Origin of the sequence: Paenibacillus sp. 2KB_20, from assembly GCF_052115765.1 — a bacterium.
Lineage (GTDB): Bacteria > Bacillota > Bacilli > Paenibacillales > Paenibacillaceae > Paenibacillus_AQ.
The window spans coordinates 188352-206950 of record NZ_JBFRHH010000009.1; the positions used below are offsets into that span (position 1 = coordinate 188352).

General features: G+C 46.5%; 14 protein-coding genes. 12 read left to right on the forward strand and 2 right to left on the reverse strand.

All coding sequences use genetic code 11. The features are described from left to right. Positions 1-100 precede the first annotated feature (100 nt). Entirely contained in the window at positions 101-778 is a 678-nt protein-coding gene (locus AB4124_RS24255) for a serine/threonine protein kinase (RefSeq protein WP_441974452.1), read from the forward strand. Between the two features lie 138 nt (positions 779-916). Here AB4124_RS24255 and glsA read toward each other — a convergent pair whose 3' ends face one another. Continuing rightward, complete coding sequence (glsA, locus tag AB4124_RS24260; protein WP_441974453.1) at positions 917-1858, reverse strand: glutaminase A; 942 nt, start codon at positions 1856-1858, stop codon at positions 917-919. A 416-nt stretch (positions 1859-2274) separates the two neighbouring features. Here glsA and AB4124_RS24265 point away from each other — a divergent pair, with 416 nt between their 5' ends. The 9 genes from AB4124_RS24265 to AB4124_RS24305 all read left to right on the forward strand — a co-directional run bounded on the left by AB4124_RS24265 (position 2275) and on the right by AB4124_RS24305 (position 12033). Next, on the forward strand, positions 2275-3042 hold the full coding sequence (locus AB4124_RS24265) for an ABC transporter ATP-binding protein (protein ID WP_098743925.1): 768 nt from the start codon (positions 2275-2277) through the stop codon (positions 3040-3042). Then, positions 3029-4960, forward strand: coding sequence for an ABC transporter permease (locus AB4124_RS24270; RefSeq protein ID WP_441974483.1), 1932 nt, complete (start codon positions 3029-3031; stop codon positions 4958-4960). Before AB4124_RS24265 ends, AB4124_RS24270 begins: the two co-directional genes overlap by 14 nt. A gap of 22 nt (positions 4961-4982) precedes the next feature. Beyond that, a complete protein-coding gene (locus AB4124_RS24275) occupies positions 4983-5348 on the forward strand; it encodes a YxeA family protein (RefSeq protein ID WP_430135417.1) in 366 nt (121 codons plus the stop codon). 26 nt (positions 5349-5374) lie between these two features. Beyond that, positions 5375-7579, forward strand: a complete 2205-nt coding sequence (locus AB4124_RS24280; protein WP_441974454.1) for a M1 family metallopeptidase — start codon at positions 5375-5377, stop codon at positions 7577-7579. 94 nt (positions 7580-7673) lie between these two features. Continuing rightward, entirely contained in the window at positions 7674-8381 is a 708-nt protein-coding gene (locus tag AB4124_RS24285; protein ID WP_441974455.1) for a response regulator transcription factor, read from the forward strand. Between the two features lie 3 nt (positions 8382-8384). Next, positions 8385-9857 (forward strand): sensor histidine kinase, encoded by a 1473-nt coding sequence (locus AB4124_RS24290; RefSeq protein ID WP_441974456.1) that lies wholly within the window; start codon positions 8385-8387, stop codon positions 9855-9857. 45 nt (positions 9858-9902) lie between these two features. Beyond that, positions 9903-10253: a DUF2512 family protein gene (locus AB4124_RS24295; protein ID WP_430107329.1), complete on the forward strand. Its 351-nt coding sequence runs from the start codon at positions 9903-9905 to the stop codon at positions 10251-10253. Positions 10254-10413: 160 nt separating this feature from the next. After that, on the forward strand, positions 10414-11094 hold the full coding sequence (locus AB4124_RS24300) for a Crp/Fnr family transcriptional regulator (protein ID WP_430107330.1): 681 nt from the start codon (positions 10414-10416) through the stop codon (positions 11092-11094). Between the two features lie 90 nt (positions 11095-11184). Further along, positions 11185-12033, forward strand: coding sequence for a DNA alkylation repair protein (locus tag AB4124_RS24305; protein ID WP_441974457.1), 849 nt, complete (start codon positions 11185-11187; stop codon positions 12031-12033). 115 nt (positions 12034-12148) lie between these two features. Here the strand turns inward: AB4124_RS24305 and AB4124_RS24310 are convergent, their stop codons facing one another. Then, positions 12149-13939 carry a hypothetical protein gene (locus AB4124_RS24310; RefSeq protein ID WP_441974458.1) on the reverse strand — a complete coding sequence of 597 codons (1791 nt, stop codon included), beginning with the start codon at positions 13937-13939 and terminating at the stop codon, positions 12149-12151. A 490-nt stretch (positions 13940-14429) separates the two neighbouring features. On the opposite strand from AB4124_RS24310, the gene AB4124_RS24315 reads away from it, so the two are divergent. Together AB4124_RS24315 and AB4124_RS24320 are read left to right on the forward strand one after the other, a co-directional pair. Then, the gene (locus tag AB4124_RS24315) at positions 14430-14843 is read left to right on the forward strand and encodes a YugN-like family protein (RefSeq protein ID WP_076323225.1); all 414 of its coding nucleotides are present in this window, start codon (positions 14430-14432) and stop codon (positions 14841-14843) included. Positions 14844-15117: 274 nt separating this feature from the next. Beyond that, complete coding sequence (locus tag AB4124_RS24320; RefSeq protein ID WP_441974459.1) at positions 15118-18570, forward strand: glycoside hydrolase family 2 TIM barrel-domain containing protein; 3453 nt, start codon at positions 15118-15120, stop codon at positions 18568-18570. Positions 18571-18599: the final 29 nt, after the last annotated feature.

Sequence of the window (18599 nt, forward strand, 5' to 3'; positions counted from 1 at the left end):
GTGGTCAGGATCAGGCATCGCTGGCCAATATTTTTTTTTGAAACGTGAGTGTGGTACGATCATACTGATTTAAGTCCAGTAACACCAAATGAGGTGGCCTATGAATCACGAACATTGGAAGCAGGCAGAAACTGCACTGGCTTGTATGGAAGTTATCAAGAACGGTGATAACGACCCTGTCACGATTGAAGGCGAATCGGATGACCTGCGCTGCATCGGAATCGGTACGGATGCTGCAGTATTCGTATACGAACCTTTGCCGGCCTACGCGTTCAAACTGTATGCTGCGGAGGCGCTGCCTAAGAAGGAAGCGGAGATTAAGGTCTATCAAGAGCTGGTGGGCAGCCCCTATTTCCCTGCATTTTATGGGGCAGGTGAGCGTTATGTGGCGATCAGCCATGAATCTGGATTAACCCTGTATGACTGTTTGCTCTATGGTGTGTCCGTTGCAAGGCAGGTCATCGATGATGTCGAGGCAGCACGCTCCTTTGTGCGGAGCAAGGGCTTAAACCCGCGGGATATTCATTTGAAGAATGTACTGCTGCAGGAAGGCAGAGGGAAGGTGCTCGATGTATCGGAGTATATTCAGGAAGGAAACGACAAGCGATGGGAGCATCTTATGTGGGCCTACGACAACGTATATCCGCTGCTTGAGGGCAAGAAGCTGCCGCTTTGGGTATTGGAGGCCGTGAAGAACGGATATTACCGTCTTGACCCATCCAGTGTGAATATGCAGGAATTTGCAGACCGGATTGGGCGACTGTTCTTCAGAAAATAGGAGAATGGGACCCATTCGAAACAGGTAAGAGCGCATTCCCCTCTTAACAAACGAAACGAAGCAAAGTGCTATCTTCAGAACATATTTGACGGATTCAATCCTCTTGAAGCTGTAACTGCTCCAGGGGGATTTTTGTATTTAGAAGATACTCCAGTCCATCTCGCGGGATATGGACTGGAGTAAATGTACGCCGGCATAGCTGTTGCCTTTATTATTCAATGCAGGGCCTACTACGCCGATGCCATAACGTCCCGGCACAAAAGTTAAAATGCCCCCTGAAACGCCGCTCTTGGCGGGTAAGCCTACCTGAATGGCGAATTCTCCTGATGCGTTGTACATGCCACATGTCGTCATGAACGTCTTGGCGATTTGAACATATCTTCTCGGTATGAGCGCTTTGCCGGTTAGCGGATCCGAACCGTTGCAGGCTAACACCAATGCCATTCTGGCTAAATCGGCGCAATCCACAGCGATGGAGCAGTGCCGAAAATACACCTCTAACACCTCTTCAACATCTCCGCTGAGCACCCTGTTTTCCTTCAAAAAGAATGCTATGGAGCGATTCAGATTCCCGGTTTCCGATTCGGAGCGGTAAACGCCCAAGTCATATCCCAAATCAGTGTTGCCCGCTAGCTCTTTAAGGAACTGAAGAATTCGGTCGGATTTCTCGTTCGGGCTGTCTCCGCGAATTAAGGAAGAAACGGTAATCGCGCCTGCGTTAATCATCGGATTGAAGGGAATGCCGGGTCTGACTAACTCCAGCTTCAACATGGAATTGAAGTTGTCTCCGGTCGGCTCCATGCCGACCTTGCTAAAGACGGCATCCTCTCCATTGTCCATCAGCGCCAATATCAGCGTAAACACTTTGGAGATGCTCTGCATCGTAAAACGCAGCCCGCAGTCCCCGGCGGTGACGGATTCACCCTGGGGGTTCATTAAGGTGATGCCCAAAGCATCATGGGGAGCTTTGGACAGCTCGGGGATGTAGGAGGCGACTTTACCTCTGCCGACACATGGTAAGCTGGCTTCCAGCCAGCCGGGGAGCTGCTGCCGGATGGTTTCAATTTCGGGTGACATCATGTAGTAAACCCCTTTCTTGGATTCTAGTTAGCCAGCAGTTAATTAAGGAGCGATGCGACAAACACCACGTCCCATTAGGGATGGCATCCATTCAGGATCTTAAACAGGATCATGAATTATTCCTTGGTGTTAAACACGTATATGATAGATTTAATGAGATCGCTCCCGATAGCTTGAAACAGATCAGCAGGTTCATTCTAGTCCCAATGTCAGAAAGAACTGAATAATAGAAAGCTATAGCCCGCCATGACCGTCCATGCAGCGGGTTTTTGTTTTGTTCTGAGCCAGCCTGTTTGTGTAAGTGCACTCAACCAGTTTGTTAAGCTTTATGTAAGGTTCGTATAAAAATCGTGTAAGGTTCGCCTTCTATAATTACATCTGTGCTTAACTAACGATGACTTAAAGGAGAACGCGATATGACAACCATATTACAAGCAAAACATGTAGAAAAAACATTTGGTATTCAAGGAAATCAATATACGGCATTGCAAGACATCAATCTTGAAATTCAGGAAGGTGAGTTTGTCGGTATTATGGGGCCTTCCGGGGCAGGCAAATCCACACTGCTGAATATTTTCTCGACGATCGATACACCGTCGGCAGGCGATATTACCATTGCCGGACAACATATCGTATCGATGAATGAGGAGCAGCTATCCGATTTTCGCCGGAATCAGCTCGGATTTATCTTTCAGGACTACAACCTGCTGGACACGCTCACCGTCAAAGAAAATATTTTGCTTCCCCTGGCATTGTCCAAGGTGCCTGCAGCCGAGATTGAGAAACGGGTGAACGAGATCGCCGATACGTTCGGGATTCGCGATATCTTAAACAAATATCCTTATCACATCTCGGGTGGTCAGAAGCAGCGTACCGCGGCCTCGCGCGCCATTGTTGCCAATCCAAGCCTCATATTGGCGGATGAACCGACAGGGGCGCTGGATTCCAAGTCGGCAACCAGCCTGCTGCAAAGCTTAAAGAAACTGAATGAGATAGAGCGTGCCACCATCATGATGGTCACTCACGATGCTTATGCAGCAAGCTACTGCAAACGCGTCATTTTTATAAAAGACGGGCAGCTGTACCAGGAGCTTCATCGAGAAGACCAACTGCGCAAGGTGTTTTTTGATCAGATCCTGGAGGTGCTGGCTGCACTTGGGGGTGAGCATGATGACACTGTTTAGCATAGCCAGAAAAAACATCCGCAAAAATTTCACCAATTACTTTTTATATTTTGCTTCGATGATTTTTAGTATCGTCATTTACTTCACTTTTGTTTCACTTAAATATGATACTGCGATACAGTCCGCAACGGAGGGGTCGACAAAAATCAGCTCGGCTTTTAGCGGTGCCGCTGTTGTGCTGATCATCTTTGTGGCTATATTCATCTGGTACTCCAATTCCTTCTTTACTCGCAAGCGCAAGAAAGAAGTCGGATTGTATTCATTGCTCGGTGTTCGGAAGAAACAGATCGGCCGGATGTTATTTTATGAAAACTTTCTGATGGGTGTGCTGGCTCTACTGGCCGGGATTGCCCTGGGCTCCGTGCTGACGAGATTTTTTGTATCCCTGTTAATGAAGGTCATGGGATATGATGCGGTGTCGAATTTTTCGATATCGCCTGCGGCCATCATCAACACCGCCATTGTGTTTATGATCATTACGCTTATCACGTCACTGCAGGGTTACCGATTGATCTACCGGTTCAAATTGATTGAGTTGTTTCATGCGGATCAGGAGGGAGAACGGGAACCGAAGGCTTCATGGATCACCGCTGTATTGTCTCTGGTATTCATAGGCACCGGATATTGGCTTGCTCTGCAGAACCTGCTGGAATCCAAGGCTTGGGCGGCGATGGGATTCATGCTAACGCCACTCGTCATCCTGACGACGGTGATTATCGGAACGTATCTGCTGTTCAGTACCCTGACCGTGACGTTGTTGAAAATATCGAGAAATAACAAGAACCGATTCTGGAACGGGATGAACATGATCGGTGTCTCCCAGCTTCTATATCGGATCAAAGGCAACGCGCGTACGCTCACGATCATTGCCGTCCTTAGCGCGACAACACTTACTGCTGTTGGGACGGCTTACAGCTTTTATTACAGTAATGCAAGCAATGCCCAGCAAGCGAACCCGAACAGCATGATGTGGATCTCCCATGATAGCAGCGTGACCAAGCGAGCCGACGAGTTGATAGAGTCAACTCCGCAGCACGAGCTGTTATATCATGCGTCCGTCCCTATCTTGGAAGTGGATGCTGATGTCAGTGGGCTGAACGATGTTTTTTCGCATGACATCCAATCATACAGCGTCATCTCCCAGCATGATTTTAACGAACTGGCGAAGATGCAGGGCCGCAAAGACACCATCACATTAAGCAGAGAAGAGGCCGTTGCCTTGGACCCGGCCTATTACGAAGGATTTTCACCGACGTATGTGGGTTCTACGGTGACACTCAAACCAAACAAGCAGGAGCAGCCAATTACCTTTAAGGAATTGAAGAAATACAGCGTGCTGAACTTGGGTACGGTCTATTCTACTATCGTTATAAGCGATGAACGGTTTGCGCAATTGGAGAAACAAGCAAACACGATCATGCTGGAGGCCTATGGCATATCGAATCAAGACAAAGCGAAGCAGTTGACGGAGGATCTCGAAGGCATCTTGCCGGAAAGCGCGTCATTTGCCAGCTATTATCAGGATTATGCGAGAGGAATGGAAGCGTCAGGCCTGTTGATTTTTATGGGAGGATTTCTGGGGCTTGTGTTCCTTACGGCGACTGGCAGCATCATATATTTCAAGCAATTAACCGAGGCAAATTCGGATAAGGCAAGATATCAGATATTAAACAAGATCGGCGTAAATCGGCGTGAGGTTAAAAAGAGCATAGCTCAGCAAGTTCTGTTCATCTTTGCTTTGCCGCTCGTTGCCGGCATTGCCCACTGCGCTGTCGCACTTTCTGCGTTGTCCAACCTTCTGCATATGAATCTTGTGATTCCGGTCGTGATCTGTATGGCCGTCTATACCTGTGTTTATTTGATCTATTACGTCGTTACCGTTAGGTCCTACTATAAAATTGTAACCAAAACTAAATAACCTATCATAAAGGAGTATAGTCATGAAAAAAACGATGATCTTCGGCGGCATTCTTGTCGCCATCCTCATTGGATTTGTTGTATTTATTCAAAATGTGAACATTAACCGCTTCGGGACGGATCAATATTATGTGCAAATTCAAGATGGAACCAAAGTGGAAGACAAAACGGATAACGGGGAGAAGTACATCTACTATGAGTACACCTTGGAGGGCTTCAACAAAGAAGGGAACGCGAAGACGTTAACCTTTAGGGCGAACAAAGAACTGCGAAAAGAAGCGTACTTGCGTTTATACGTCAAGGAAAAGGGTGTCAGTTCCTATCAAGAGGTACAGGCAAACGAGCTTCCGGAACCAGCCAAGGTGAAGCTTGAAACGTTAGGAAAATAAGGACGATATCAGAGGGAGAGAATAACATGACTCACGTAAAAGAAAAAACGACGATCCTATCGAAAAAGGCTATTATTGGCTCACTTGCATTGACATTGACTGCATGCCCGCTCATCAACGCGGGTCATGCAGCGGCAAAGGCCGTTTCCCCGACTACAATTTCACAAGTCTCTGCGAGCGTTGAAGCGCATGCGCCGATTCAATATTATATTCAGGCGAGACTGAACGAGAAGAACATGACCATGCAGGGAAGCAGCATGGTTACCTATCGAAACACCAGTCAGGATACGTTGAATCAGCTGGTATTCCATACCTATGCCGATGCCAACCGTTCGAAATCAACTCAGACGTCCATGTTTAAACGATCGAACGAAGCAATCAGCAAGAACCAACCGGATAAGAAGCCGGAAGATTTTCTCGGCGGCATTGATATTCAAGGAGTCAACGCTAACAGCCAAGCTCTCGAGTTCCATAATAAAGATCAGGCTTTGACTATTCAATTGAAGGAGCCCCTTCAACCAGGGGCAACGATATCGGTACATATGGACTTCTCTCTGAAAATTCCGTATGGTTCGCAGCGCTTATCTTATTACCAGGATATTGTGAATGGCGCTCACTGGTTTCCGGTTTTGTCGGTCTATGACGAGGAGAAGCATCAATGGAATACAACCCCTTACAGTCCATCATTCGAAAGCGATTATTATACTTCTGCAGATTATGAAGTAGAGTTCAACGTTCCCGACGCTTATCAGGTGGCGATGCCAGGCACGATAACGACACGGAATAACGTGGAACCTGGCCGCAAGGTTGTTTCCACTGTTGCCAACAATACAAGGGAATTCGTATTTTTTGCCAGTCCCAATTTCAAAGTGGATAGTGTTACCCGCGACGGCTTGACGATCGAATATTTATATTTTGATAACGAACCGGGAAAGAAACAGGTCATTGATCGGTATATCGATCAGGCATTTAAAGCCATTGAATTTTTTGGTGATAAATACGGCGCTTATCCTTATCCGGAATTCCGAATCGTCGAGTCTTACGTGGAGGGTGTGGCTATTGAATATTCACGGGTCATCCAGATGGGACAGGTTCACACCCAGGCCGACCCCGCGCAAGACACTGTATTCGTTCATGAAATCGCTCATCAGTGGTTCCACGCTCTAATCGGGAACGATTCGGAGAAGGAATCTTTCCTGGACGAAGGTTTTGCCGATTTTTCCAAGGTGTATTATGCCGAGAAGCAGGGGGATAAGCTGAATGGTTTTAAATCCATTCAATTTGACGATTCCAAGATGGAGCTTGCCATTGCATCGACCAATGACGAGGTGGGGGATTTGGCTAGCCCGGTGTATTACGAGAAAGGTCGCCAAGCGATCTACCAATTGTACCGTTCCGTTGGCGAAGAGAAGTTTGACCGCTTTATGAAGGAATATTTCAAACGCTATGTATATAAAAATGCCACCATTGAGGGACTTCTCCAAACGATTGAAGACGTGCTCGGAAAAGAGGCGCGAAACGAAATGGCAACGGCTCTATATCAGCCGGGGTTTGTTCTTAAGCCTGAATACCAACTTTCCGAAGAGGAGAAAACCGCATATATGCATGATCAGTTTCAATTGCTGTACCAATCAGCCCTTTCCCAAATTCCAGGATTGCCCTACGAAACGATGAGCCGCATCATGGAGAAGGCCCTTCAGGGAGAGCCATTATCGATCGTTCTGAGCGATCAAGTAAGCAATCATACACGCAAACAGCAAGAAGCCATGGTGAACCAGCTCACAATGCTTCTTGATATCAGCGGAGTGAAATATGACGTTATTCGGGATCGCCAGGTGTTGAAAACGAAATTGAAGAAGGAACTGGGGACAAGCAATCTGATCGTGATCGGCAACGGTAAAACGAACGGGGTGATCCAGGCCCTGAAGTCTGGTATCATCGAGCGGGTGAACAAAATGGGCTTTGCCTGGAAGGATACCATGAATCAACCGAGTGCTTCCGGGGCGTATGTGATCAAGCATCCATTCAATCAAAATCGCCTAATGCTGCACTATTTCTGGAATGGAGATCATGTAAGTGATGAGGTCTTCGAGACCTACATGGCGAAAATGCAAGAATCCCTTGGATTCACGAGCGCTTTCTATCAGTACTATGTGATGGACAAGAAGGGCAAGGTGGTGTTAGATAAACAAGAGGAGAACCCGCTATCGAAGTTTTTTGCGGAGGAGTAAGCTGGATGTATGTTTCCTTCCTGATGCTCCATGCGCTGTTGAATAGCAGCCTGGCAGGAGGGAAAAATGTTGGTTATAGCAGGGGGTGAACGAATTGGCGTTTGATCAAAAGGTACTTGTCGTTGATGACGAGGCGGATATTGTCAGGCTTCTTCAAACCGTGCTGATCAAGGAAGGCATCGATCAGGTATATACCGCAGCAACAGCGGAAGCAGCATGGCTTGAATTCCAGAATTGGCAGCCCGATCTTGTCATTCTGGATATCATGCTTCCGGACGGAGAAGGATACGAGGTATGCAAGAAAATACGCAGCGTCTCCAATGTTCCGATATTCTTCTTATCGGCCAAGACCGAAGAGATTGATAAAATCCTGGGTTTCGCCATCGGCGGCGACGACTATATTACCAAGCCCTTTAGTCCGAAGGAAGTGGCTTACCGGATCAAAGCTCGGTTTCGGAGACCGGAAGTTTCTGAGCATGAGGATAAACCGAATCGCGTGATTAAGAAAGGCCCCTTTGAATTAGATGAAGAGAAGGTGGAGCTGAAGAAGAACGGCAAGGTCATTCCACTAAAACCGAAAGAGCTGGGATTGCTTACGCTGCTGCTTAAACATCCGGGCCAGATCATAAGCAAGGAAAGTTTATATGATCAGGTATGGGGTGAGGAATTCTTCGGATTTGATAATACCGTGATGGTTCACATCAGGAGGCTGCGGGAGAAAATAGAAGAGGACCCTTCCAATCCCCGGTATCTCCTTACGGTAAAAGGCCTTGGGTATAAGTTTGTCGTAGAGGATGAATAAGGGATGAAGTGGAAGCTGACCGGCAGGTATCTGGTCTCCGTGGTTCTTATCGTCGTCATCGTTATTATTATGAACATCGTGGTGATTATCGGCTTATTCGTTCTACAATCGGTGAATGAGGATTTCCCGCTTTTAAATCGGCAAACCTCAGCAGAATCGATATCCAGATCCTTCCAGGAACATATCGTAATATCGGAATCGGGGGCTTCGATAAGCGAGAAGGGCAAGGAGATTTTGGAGAAGAATCAGGCATGGGTACAAATTCTGGATGAGAATGGTGGGGAAATCTACCGCTATCTTGCTCCGGAAGAGGCCAAAACAAAGTACGCCCCCATCGATATTGTGCAGATTTATAAGTATGTTGAGAAGGAAGTGCTTTCCACCGTCTTTATTGGCGAAAAGGTGGGCTTCGAACATCGTTACAGTTACTTGATTGGATTTACGACTCCATACCTGGAGCGGCAAGTGTTAACCATCGATTCACGGAACTTCGCACAAATGTTTAAGGTATTTAGTGTATCCATCATCATCGTTGACGGATTCATCGCCTTATGTATCGCTTATATCTTCAGCAAGCGGTTGACCAAACCCATGTTTATCTTAATCGACAGCATTAAGCGTTTAGCTAGCCGTGATTATAACGTCTATCATCAACCTAAGGGGATATATAAGGACGTGTTCGCCAATATTAATCTTTTGGCCCAAGAGCTGAAATCAAGCGAGAAGGAAAGAAAGAAATTGGATGCGATGAAGGAAGAATGGATCGGCAATATCTCGCATGATATCAAAACGCCCCTTGCTTCGATCCAAGGCTATGCGGAGATGATAAAGGACACGGAATATCAGTTCTCGATGGATGAAATACGGGATTACACCGGGATCATTGAAGGAAAGTCTAAATATTTGCGAGACGTGATCGAAGACTTGAATCTGTCGACCCGCTTGAGGAATAAAAAGCTGACGTTGAATAAGAAAAATGTAAACCTCGTAAGCCTGGTACGCAATGTCGTGATCGATACGCTGAATGACCCGAGATACGCCAACCGGGACATTGATTTTAGCAGCAGTCATGAAGTCATTAAAATCGAGGTTGACGATATTCTGATACGTAGAGCAATCACCAATCTGATCTATAATGCGATTGTTCATAACCGTGAGGATATTTCGATCAAGGTCCAGGTCGAGAAGAATGAGGAGCATATCCTGATTCGTGTGGAGGATAATGGAAAAGGCATTAAGCAGGAGGAGCTCGGAAGAATCTTCGATCGATATTACCGCGGGACCAATACGGGGGAACTCCATAAAGGGTCAGGTCTTGGGATGGCTATTACACATGACATTGTGATCGCGCATGGAGGACATATTCAGGTTCATAGCACGCTTGGCCAAGGCACAGTTATGGAAATCAAACTGGTACGGAACAGCGCCGATATGAATGATGGTTTTCCGACGGTAAGGGACCATGGTCAGGAGTAAAAACACGCAAAAGGGATACACTACCGCAAAAGGAGTGTATCGCTTATGAAACTGCTTGTTAAGTTATTGGTGCATGGAGTTTTGATTACGGCACTGCTGGTTGTACTTACCGATGCTTCGTTCACAGGGGCTATATTGACGGCATTAGGAATTGGCATCGTTGCTTATTTGGTGGGAGATTTATTTATTCTGCCACGTACCAGCAATATGATGGCAACGATTGCCGATGCCGGATTGGTATTTGTAATGCTGTGGATTATTGGCGGTGTTGCGAACTGGACCCTTGATTTCTCGGAGGTCCTACTGATTGCAGTACTTGCGGGAAGCTTCGAGTATTTATATCATATGTGGGTCAGGGGCGAGCATTTGTTTGAAAAGAGACGGCGGGCTTCGTAACCACGGTAAAACCTTATATCGATTAATATGCGTATATGATGAAGCCTGAGAAATCAGGCTTTTTTGCCATGATATTGCTAGATGGGTGACCACTAGCAGCAGAAAAATTATACAATACATGAAAGAGCCTATGCGGGCATATTGATCTCGGAGGTAAATCATGAGTAACATTCAATATCTGTCGCAATTCAACTTGCTTCATTCCTTATCGAAAGATGATTTGATCGTGATGGATGAGCTAACCTCCATTACAATCTATCCTAAACATACATTCATACAAACACCGCAAACCTTCACGGAACGATTATACTTTGTGAAAAAGGGTAGAGTTCGCTTGTACAGGTTAAACACAGAAGGAAAGCAATTTACGCTGGACATATTGGGCGAAGGGAATGTGTTTGGTGAATTAAACGGTTTATCGCTCGGTACACGGGAAGTATTCATTGAAACGCTGGTAGAATGCGATATCTGCATGATCGATCAGCGGCGATTTGAGAACTTTCTGATCGAACACCCTCAATTCATGCTCAATATGATGAAGGTCATGAGTGACCGTTTGGTACATATGAGCAGTCTTGCGCAAAACCTGGCGTTGGGTAAACTACATGAAAAAATCCTGCACGTGATCGTAAACCTGTCCAATCAATTTGATCTGGAGCGTAGCGGCGAGTACTATAGAATCGATCTGCCACTGACGCATCAAGAAATTGCGAATTTGGTCGGAGCAACTCGGGAGGCTGTCACATTGGTATTAAAAGAGCTATCGGAAGCGAAAGTGATCAAGACCGGATTTCGAACGATTTACATTCATCGGGATTACGCCATGACGAGATTGAGCTGAACAACGTAAGTTGTAAGCTGCATTACATCCATTGATCTGGATCCCGTTTATTCTGTAACTTATTTAATAGATTAAGGAGACTGGATCGGGATGGAAATCAACGATGAAGAGATATCGATAGACCGTGCATTATTGCACAGGAAAGGTGCTCGTAAGGTGAGTGAGGTTCCTGAAGAAGTTAAGGTGCTACTACAGCAAGGGCGATTGGAAACGGTGAATTTGACAGAATGGCTTGCTATAGATCACTTGAACTTGCTGAAAAATGTATTGGACGAGTTTGGATTACAAAAACAGCGAGATGAAATGTTATCGAGGTTGGTTCAGATTGATGACAAGGTGACAAAAATCATCCCGGCGATTGCCGATTCCTGGATGAATCTGCAGGAGCAAATGCCGAAGACTGAGCAATTTGATATCGTAAACAGTCTGTCTAAACACCGTTCAGACAGCGTTCGCTGCTGGGCAGCCTATATGGTTGGGTTAGATCAGCTGGACCTTGAACAGAAGCTGGACCGAATAAAGGCGTTTGCAGCAGATGAACATTTTGGCGTGCGTGAAATATCATGGATGGCTGTTAGGGATTCTGTCGCGAGCGAATTAAGGCAATCTATACGTTTGTTATCTTCTTGGGTTCATGACAAGAATATGTACATTAGGAGATTTGCAATTGAAGTGATTCGCCCGCAAGGCGTCTGGGCCAAACATATTGCCGAACTAAAAGAGAACCCGGACATTGCTCGGCCGCTATTGGATGCGGTGAAATCCGATCCGGTCAAATATGTGCAAGATTCTGTAGCGAATTGGCTTAATGATGCCAGTAAAACGAATCCGGATTGGGTGATTCAGCTATGCCGGGAGTGGCAGTCATCTTCCGGAACCAAGGAAACCGAGCGCATCGTAAAGCGAGCCCAGAGAACGCTTGCGAAGAAGAATACATGAGACTATGACGTTTTATGCTCCCCTGTTGATAAGAGCGAGTTACGCCTCCTAACGCGTCAATAAAATAACCCCATTGCTCGTTCAAGAGCGATGGGGTTATTCAGTTTCTTACCTCTTAAGGCTTAGCATTCCTCCAATAAGTATACGCATGCACCACGCTACCGGTAAAAGAAGGTGAATCCTTCAATAAATCAGGCAGCTTGGCAAGTTCTTCCTCCATGTAAGCTGCTCCTTCTTCATAGAAGGAAATATGATCGCCTTCATGGCTGGCTTTGATCTCGACGGAAATCTTGATCGGCTTGCCCAACTCATCGGCAAATGCAATCTCTTCCTTAGAGACTGCGACAATCCCGTTCGATCCTTCCGCTACATCCCGGAAGGCCATGAGTGAAACATGGTCCATTCGGTTGATCATCCACTTGCTGAGCGACATATCTTGACCGGTAACTTTGTATTTATCCAGCCACACGGCCATATCCATACTTGCTTCCAGATTGGAGTCCTTTTTCAATTCCGTAACAAAGGCATCCAGATTCGCGGTCCATTCGGAAATAACCTGCTGCGAATTTTCCCTCCACGCAGGCAGCACATAAGGCTCAATGTCCAAATGAATGCCATGAAAACGTTCATTGCCTTCCACTGCGCGGTTGTAGTTCTTTACGTAATTAACCAATCGCAGCATTCGGGGCCGGTTCTCCTCAAGTGCCCATATCGGATGACCACCCATGGCATGAACTTCGATTCCGGCAGCAGCCGCTTGTTTAACAAACGAAGAGTACGAACTGTACGGTTGCTCCAGGTCCAGTCTTACATACAGCCAGTTCAAGTTTTTCTCTTTCGCAAAATCAAGAATTTCCTGACTGTTTTGAATTACTTCATGAGCTTCCCATATATACGTGCCTCTTACGATAGGGTCCCGTGTAACCGGATCCGCATCTGGCACGCGACCGCCTTCTCCCGGTTCAGGATTCGGATCGGGGTCCGGTGATGGGGAAGTAGGTTCGTTATCGTCTGGCGGTACGCTCCCATCATTGGACATGTTTTGCCAGTTGCGGATATCGTGGATAGCGATCCCGGCAAAGGATGCATATGAACCGAGCACACCCGAAAGATGCTCCAGTTTCTCGTTCATTCTGTCCTTACCATGCCCATAAAAGCTGGTGTGAGACTCGCCCGGCATTTCCTTCGTGTTAACCCCAATAAGAATCTGTTTACCAAGCCTGTTGGCAAGCTCAAGCTCATCTCGCGTCAGTTCCAGTATTCCATGCTCGGATTCTACTTCGTTCCGGTAGGCCATCACGGTAACATGGTCAAATGTACGGATCAGCCATTCATTCAGATTGGTGCCATTTTCTAAGGAGTATTGATCAAACCAGAAGGGGATGTCGATCCCGAGTTCCAGCTCGTTTCCGGACACTTGATTCAGGAACACCTCCAGATTTTGTTCCCAAGTGCTGATGATCTTGTCCTTCTCGTCCTCCCACTGGGCAAGTACATACGGCTCTATATCAAGATGGATTCCGTCAAATCGGGCACCGGCCGAAACCTTGCCGTTATAGTTCACCACCCAATCCGCGAGTCCGAGCATATCTTCCCGATGTTCGGTGAGGGCCCATCTTGGATCTCCACCTAAAGCATGCACTGCGATTTGATTCTCATGCGCACGTTGTATAAATGCCTCGTAAATTTCAGACGGCAGTTGACGATCAATCTGTAAGAAGATTAGATTAATTCCCTCTTCCCTGGAAAAACGAAGAAGTTCTTCGCCGCCATCCTGAATCAGATCCGTCTGCCAGATCCAAGTTGCTTTTTTTGCAGCATTTTCCCCATAAGCCGGGGTATGAAGCCCCACCAGAAGCATGACAGCCAAGAGACTGGCAAGCATCGGATAACCTTTCACTTTCATGTTTTCCCTCCGTTTCTCTACGAGAACTCCACGTATTCTCTATTTAGTAAACGGGGTTATTATAGCATTGATACCTCAAAAAAAGATGAGCCCTTGTTCTTACAGGACAGGCAGCAAGGAGCACAGCGAACGAATGATCGGTATAAAAGGAACTACGACATATTTGGTAAAGTTTAACTAAATGATATAAATTATATGAATTCGAACAAAATTAAGGCTAACTACTCAGGAAGAAAGTTGTGTTTATGGCTTCGGTATGGCCTAGTGTCACTGTTTTAATGACGAACGTCATTCAATTTATGGGTTTTGAAGGGGATTCGAAAGCATACATCATAACAACTAGTAATTTAAGGGAGAGGAGTCACTAGTAGTGGTAGAAAGTGAGACTCTGCATATGTAGATGATTCGTCATGTTGAATTCGTACACGATGTTCGTATACGATTTGGAATTCAAGTCCATCCTAGGACTAAAAACATAAGGTGGGCGCACATGATAAATTTGGAATCGAGATTGGAGAATATTGAAGACCGTTTTGTGAATATAGATACCTATCTATGTAAACATGATTTTACGTTAGCCGGCAATTGGGATTACAAGCATGGTTATCTAGACCGGCGCTTGGATCAGGAGCGGATGGTGTGGCTTCGGATCCCTTTTCTGGTAACCAAAGGCAGCTTGGATGGCGAATGCGGCGGCTGCCATGCTACGATAAAGCTCGGCCGTCCATTCGTGTTTAGACATATATACAATACAGGAACCGACAAGCATGCGGCACCTCGTTTATTGGGAGCTCTCTTTGATCAATTCCAGGCTCCGATCGACCCTGACGCATCGGTGGACGATATGTGGATTGAACAAGCAAGACAAGTTTTGGACGAAGTGGAGGCAGGGTACTTGCACTAACACTCGGCGCTCATCGAGGAGATCAAGTTGTCTTGATCTCTTTTTCATATTTACATCATAACAAGCAAGGAGCTCTGACGTTTGCTGCAGTCAAAGGGCTCCTTTTTGTTTGGGTGAACAGAATAGGGTGATTAATGAATATCCTTTGAAAACTTTAGAACCTTAGTAAGAGCGGGCCCAAATGATAAAGCATCCTGATATAGTAGGATAGACTGGCTTCAATATGCTGCTTACATTGGATTTATTAAATAAATGAAGAAGGTGGATACCACTCATGAACAAAAAAACATTGTTTAATGATGGATGGACATTTGCAAAAAGCAGTCTTGACCTTACGGATTCGGCAAATCTTATATTCCAACCCGTGGATATTCCCCATGATTGGCTTATTTATAACACGGAGAATTTATATGAAAACAGCATGGGCTGGTACCGGAAGCAATGGTCGTGGAATTACGAAGGCGCTCAGGTTCTGCTGTGTTTTGACGGTGTTTATATGGATTCTTCGGTTTATGTCAATGGTCATTACGTGGGCGAATGGAAATATGGATATTCCTCCTTTGAACACGAAATAACGGATTTCCTGATCGAAGGGGAGAATGTCATCGTTGTGAAGGTTGTACACCAAAGTCCGAACAGCCGATGGTATTCGGGCGCGGGCATCTATCGTAATGTATGGTTAAAGATAAGGGAAGCGAACCATATCACAACAGACGGCATTTATATATCAACAGTATGTCAGGAAAATGGATGGTTGGTCGAAGTCGACACGGAAGTGAACATCGTTGATGGTGTGGTTATCAACCACATCATCATGAAGGATGGTCAGAGGATCGCAGAGGTGTCAGAACGAGTCAATGCTAGCAGCGCAGGCAATATAACGAATACGCAAACTTTAGCTGTAGAGCGTCCAAGGCTATGGAGCCCGGATGAACCTCATTTGTATCAGTTGGTTACCGAGATGAGGGTGACTGGAACAGATCTCCCAGCAGACTGGCACGATGAAATTGTAGAATCGGTATCGCACAACGTGGGATTTCGCCATATTAAGCTTGATCCGAATCAAGGTTTTCTCCTGAACGGCAGCAAACTGAAATTGAATGGCGTATGCGAGCATCATGATCTCGGAGCTCTGGGAGCAGCGTTTAACAAAACGGCCTTAGCCAGAAGGTTTGCTATTCTGAAAGACATGGGAGCTAATGCGATCCGCACCGCACACAATATGCCTGCTAAGGAATGGATGGATCTTGCGGATGAAATGGGGCTGCTGATCGTATCGGAAGCCTTTGATATGTGGGAACGTCCGAAAACCCCATATGATTATGCAAGGTTTTTCTCGGATTGGGTTCAGCATGACGTGAAGAGCTGGGTCAAACGGGATCGGAACCATCCGTCCCTTATCATGTGGAGTATCGGGAATGAAATATATGATACCCATGCGGATGAGAGGGGTCAGGATATAACAAGGATGCTGATGACAGAGGTCCAGCGATACGATCCCAAGCAAAATGCAAGCGTTACCATCGGATCGAATTATATGCCTTGGGAGAACGCTCAGCATTGTGCAGACATCGTAAAGGTGGCAGGTTATAACTATGCTGAGAAATATTACGAGAAGCATCATCAGGAACATCCGGATTGGATCATCTATGGCAGCGAGACTGCGTCGGTCGTACAAAGCAGAGGCATTTATCATTTCCCGTTTGAGAAGTCCATTCTGGCCGATGATGACGAGCAGTGTTCCTCCCTCGGAAACAGCTCGACCAGTTGGGGAGCGAAATCGACGGAGGCGTGCATTCTGGCTGAGCGGGATACGCCTTTCTCGCTGGGACAGTTTATATGGACCGGATTCGATTATATTGGAGAACCTACGCCGTATCATACCAAAAACTCTTATTTTGGTCAGATGGATACGGCAACCTTCAAGAAGGATTCCTATTATATCTATCAAGCGGCCTGGACGGATTATAAAACAAAGCCCATGGTGCATCTGCTGCCATACTGGGATTTCAACGGCGGTCAAATGATCGATGTTCGCATCTGTTCCAATGCGCCAAGGGTCGAGTTGCAGCTTAATGGGGAAACCATCGGTAAACATGATATTGACCATGCACACGGAAGACAGCTTGTGGGCTGGTGGGAGATTCCTTATGTGAAAGGCGAATTGAAAGCGATCGCTTATGACGAAGCAGGACGTATCGTGGCTACGGATATACGAACCTCTTTTGGCGATGCCAAGGGCATTGTTTTGCGCCCGGATAAGGAAGAATTAACAGCCGATGGAGCAGACCTCATCTTCGTCGAAATCGCGATGGAAGATGAGAACGGCCATGCTGTCGAGAACGCGAATAACCGGGTGGAGGTCCATGTCACGGGTGTCGGACGATTGCTTGGACTCGATAATGGGGACAGCACGGATTATGATCCGTACAAAGGCCGAAGCAGAAGGCTGTTCAGCGGCAAGCTAATGGCGATCATCGGATCCACATTGGAGGCTGGCCAAATTCAGATCGAAGTGTCTTCGATTGGTTTAGAGAGCCGATGCCTACATTTGACATCCATTCCCGCACAGGAAGAAGTGACAACGGGCATATCAGCAAGCATGAGTAACGAAGATGGGCCGTGCCTGACGGGGAGTTTGCTTGAGCTTCCGCTTCGCAAGATTGAACTGATCAGCGAAGGAGGTCAAACATTTCATCCGTCCAATCGGCAAGTGGTGGTGCGTGCCATGTTACATCCGCCGGAAACCTCTTATCAAGAGGTTGAATGGGCTGTCGTGAACGATGCCGGCATTGACTCCAATATCGCCAGTGTGGAAGCCGCTGGTCATGAAGCCATCGTGACTGCTCTTGGCGACGGTGAGTTTCGTTTGAGGTGTACGAGTCGGAACGGAACGGATAAGACCAAGCTCATATCCCAGCTTGAATTTCAAGTCGATGGTTTGGGGGCGGCCTACAAAGACCCATACTCCTTCATTTCGGCAGGACTGTATGACTACAGTCAAGGTGATGTGGGAAACGGGAACGAAAGAGGCGTTGCTACGAGTAGAGACGGTGAGACGCAAGTCGGATTTCGGGACATCGATTTCGGTCCCCATGGCTCCGATACAATTACCATTCCGATATTTGCGCTCTCAAGCGAAGCGTACTCGCTGCAAATCTGGGAAGGGATGCCCGGTGAGGAGGGCAGCTTCTTGCTGGCCGATTGTATTTATCAGAAAGAGTCCAAGTGGAACGTGTATCAGGAAGAAACCTACCAGTTGTCCAAGAAGCTGCGCGGGATCACGGCGATATGCTTTGTCCTTCGTCAGAAGGTGCACATCAAAGGGTTTTATTTTCACGTGGGGGATAGAGCCTTCGAGCAGAATTTTGCCGCAGATTGCGATCGGATCTATGGAGATACCTTTACGATTATGGACAACAAGTTTGTTGAAGGTATCGGAAATAATGTTTCCCTCGAGTTTGACCCGATGGATTTCTCAGAAGCAGGTGCATCGAAACTGATTGTATACGGCCGTTCGGTCATAGATAAGAACACGATTCATATCCGTTTTGCCAATTCGGAAGGAGAAAGCAACCAACTCGTTGAATTTACGCGGTCTGTTGGATACGAAGAGCAATTATTTGATCTGGAGCATGTAACCGGCAAACAGAAGGTGACGTTCATCTTCCTACCGGGAAGCCAATTTGATTTTGGCTGGTTCCGGTTTGTAAGATCAGGTTCCTAATTTAATAGTATTCGAGGCTGCAGATCCAA

Excerpts from the sequence above, each read along its gene's own strand:
- AB4124_RS24255 (WP_441974452.1), top strand. The coding sequence starts at position 101 with ATGAATCACGAACATTGGAAGCAGGCAGAAACTGCACTGGCTTGTATG.
- glsA (WP_441974453.1), bottom strand. The coding sequence starts at position 1,858 with ATGATGTCACCCGAAATTGAAACCATCCGGCAGCAGCTCCCCGGCTGG.
- AB4124_RS24265 (WP_098743925.1), top strand. The coding sequence starts at position 2,275 with ATGACAACCATATTACAAGCAAAACATGTAGAAAAAACATTTGGTATT.
- AB4124_RS24270 (WP_441974483.1), top strand. The coding sequence starts at position 3,029 with ATGACACTGTTTAGCATAGCCAGAAAAAACATCCGCAAAAATTTCACC.
- AB4124_RS24275 (WP_430135417.1), top strand. The coding sequence starts at position 4,983 with ATGAAAAAAACGATGATCTTCGGCGGCATTCTTGTCGCCATCCTCATT.
- AB4124_RS24280 (WP_441974454.1), top strand. The coding sequence starts at position 5,375 with ATGACTCACGTAAAAGAAAAAACGACGATCCTATCGAAAAAGGCTATT.
- AB4124_RS24290 (WP_441974456.1), top strand. The coding sequence starts at position 8,385 with ATGAAGTGGAAGCTGACCGGCAGGTATCTGGTCTCCGTGGTTCTTATC.
- AB4124_RS24295 (WP_430107329.1), top strand. The coding sequence starts at position 9,903 with ATGAAACTGCTTGTTAAGTTATTGGTGCATGGAGTTTTGATTACGGCA.
- AB4124_RS24300 (WP_430107330.1), top strand. The coding sequence starts at position 10,414 with ATGAGTAACATTCAATATCTGTCGCAATTCAACTTGCTTCATTCCTTA.
- AB4124_RS24305 (WP_441974457.1), top strand. The coding sequence starts at position 11,185 with ATGGAAATCAACGATGAAGAGATATCGATAGACCGTGCATTATTGCAC.
- AB4124_RS24310 (WP_441974458.1), bottom strand. The coding sequence starts at position 13,939 with ATGAAAGTGAAAGGTTATCCGATGCTTGCCAGTCTCTTGGCTGTCATG.
- AB4124_RS24315 (WP_076323225.1), top strand. The coding sequence starts at position 14,430 with ATGATAAATTTGGAATCGAGATTGGAGAATATTGAAGACCGTTTTGTG.
- AB4124_RS24320 (WP_441974459.1), top strand. The coding sequence starts at position 15,118 with ATGAACAAAAAAACATTGTTTAATGATGGATGGACATTTGCAAAAAGC.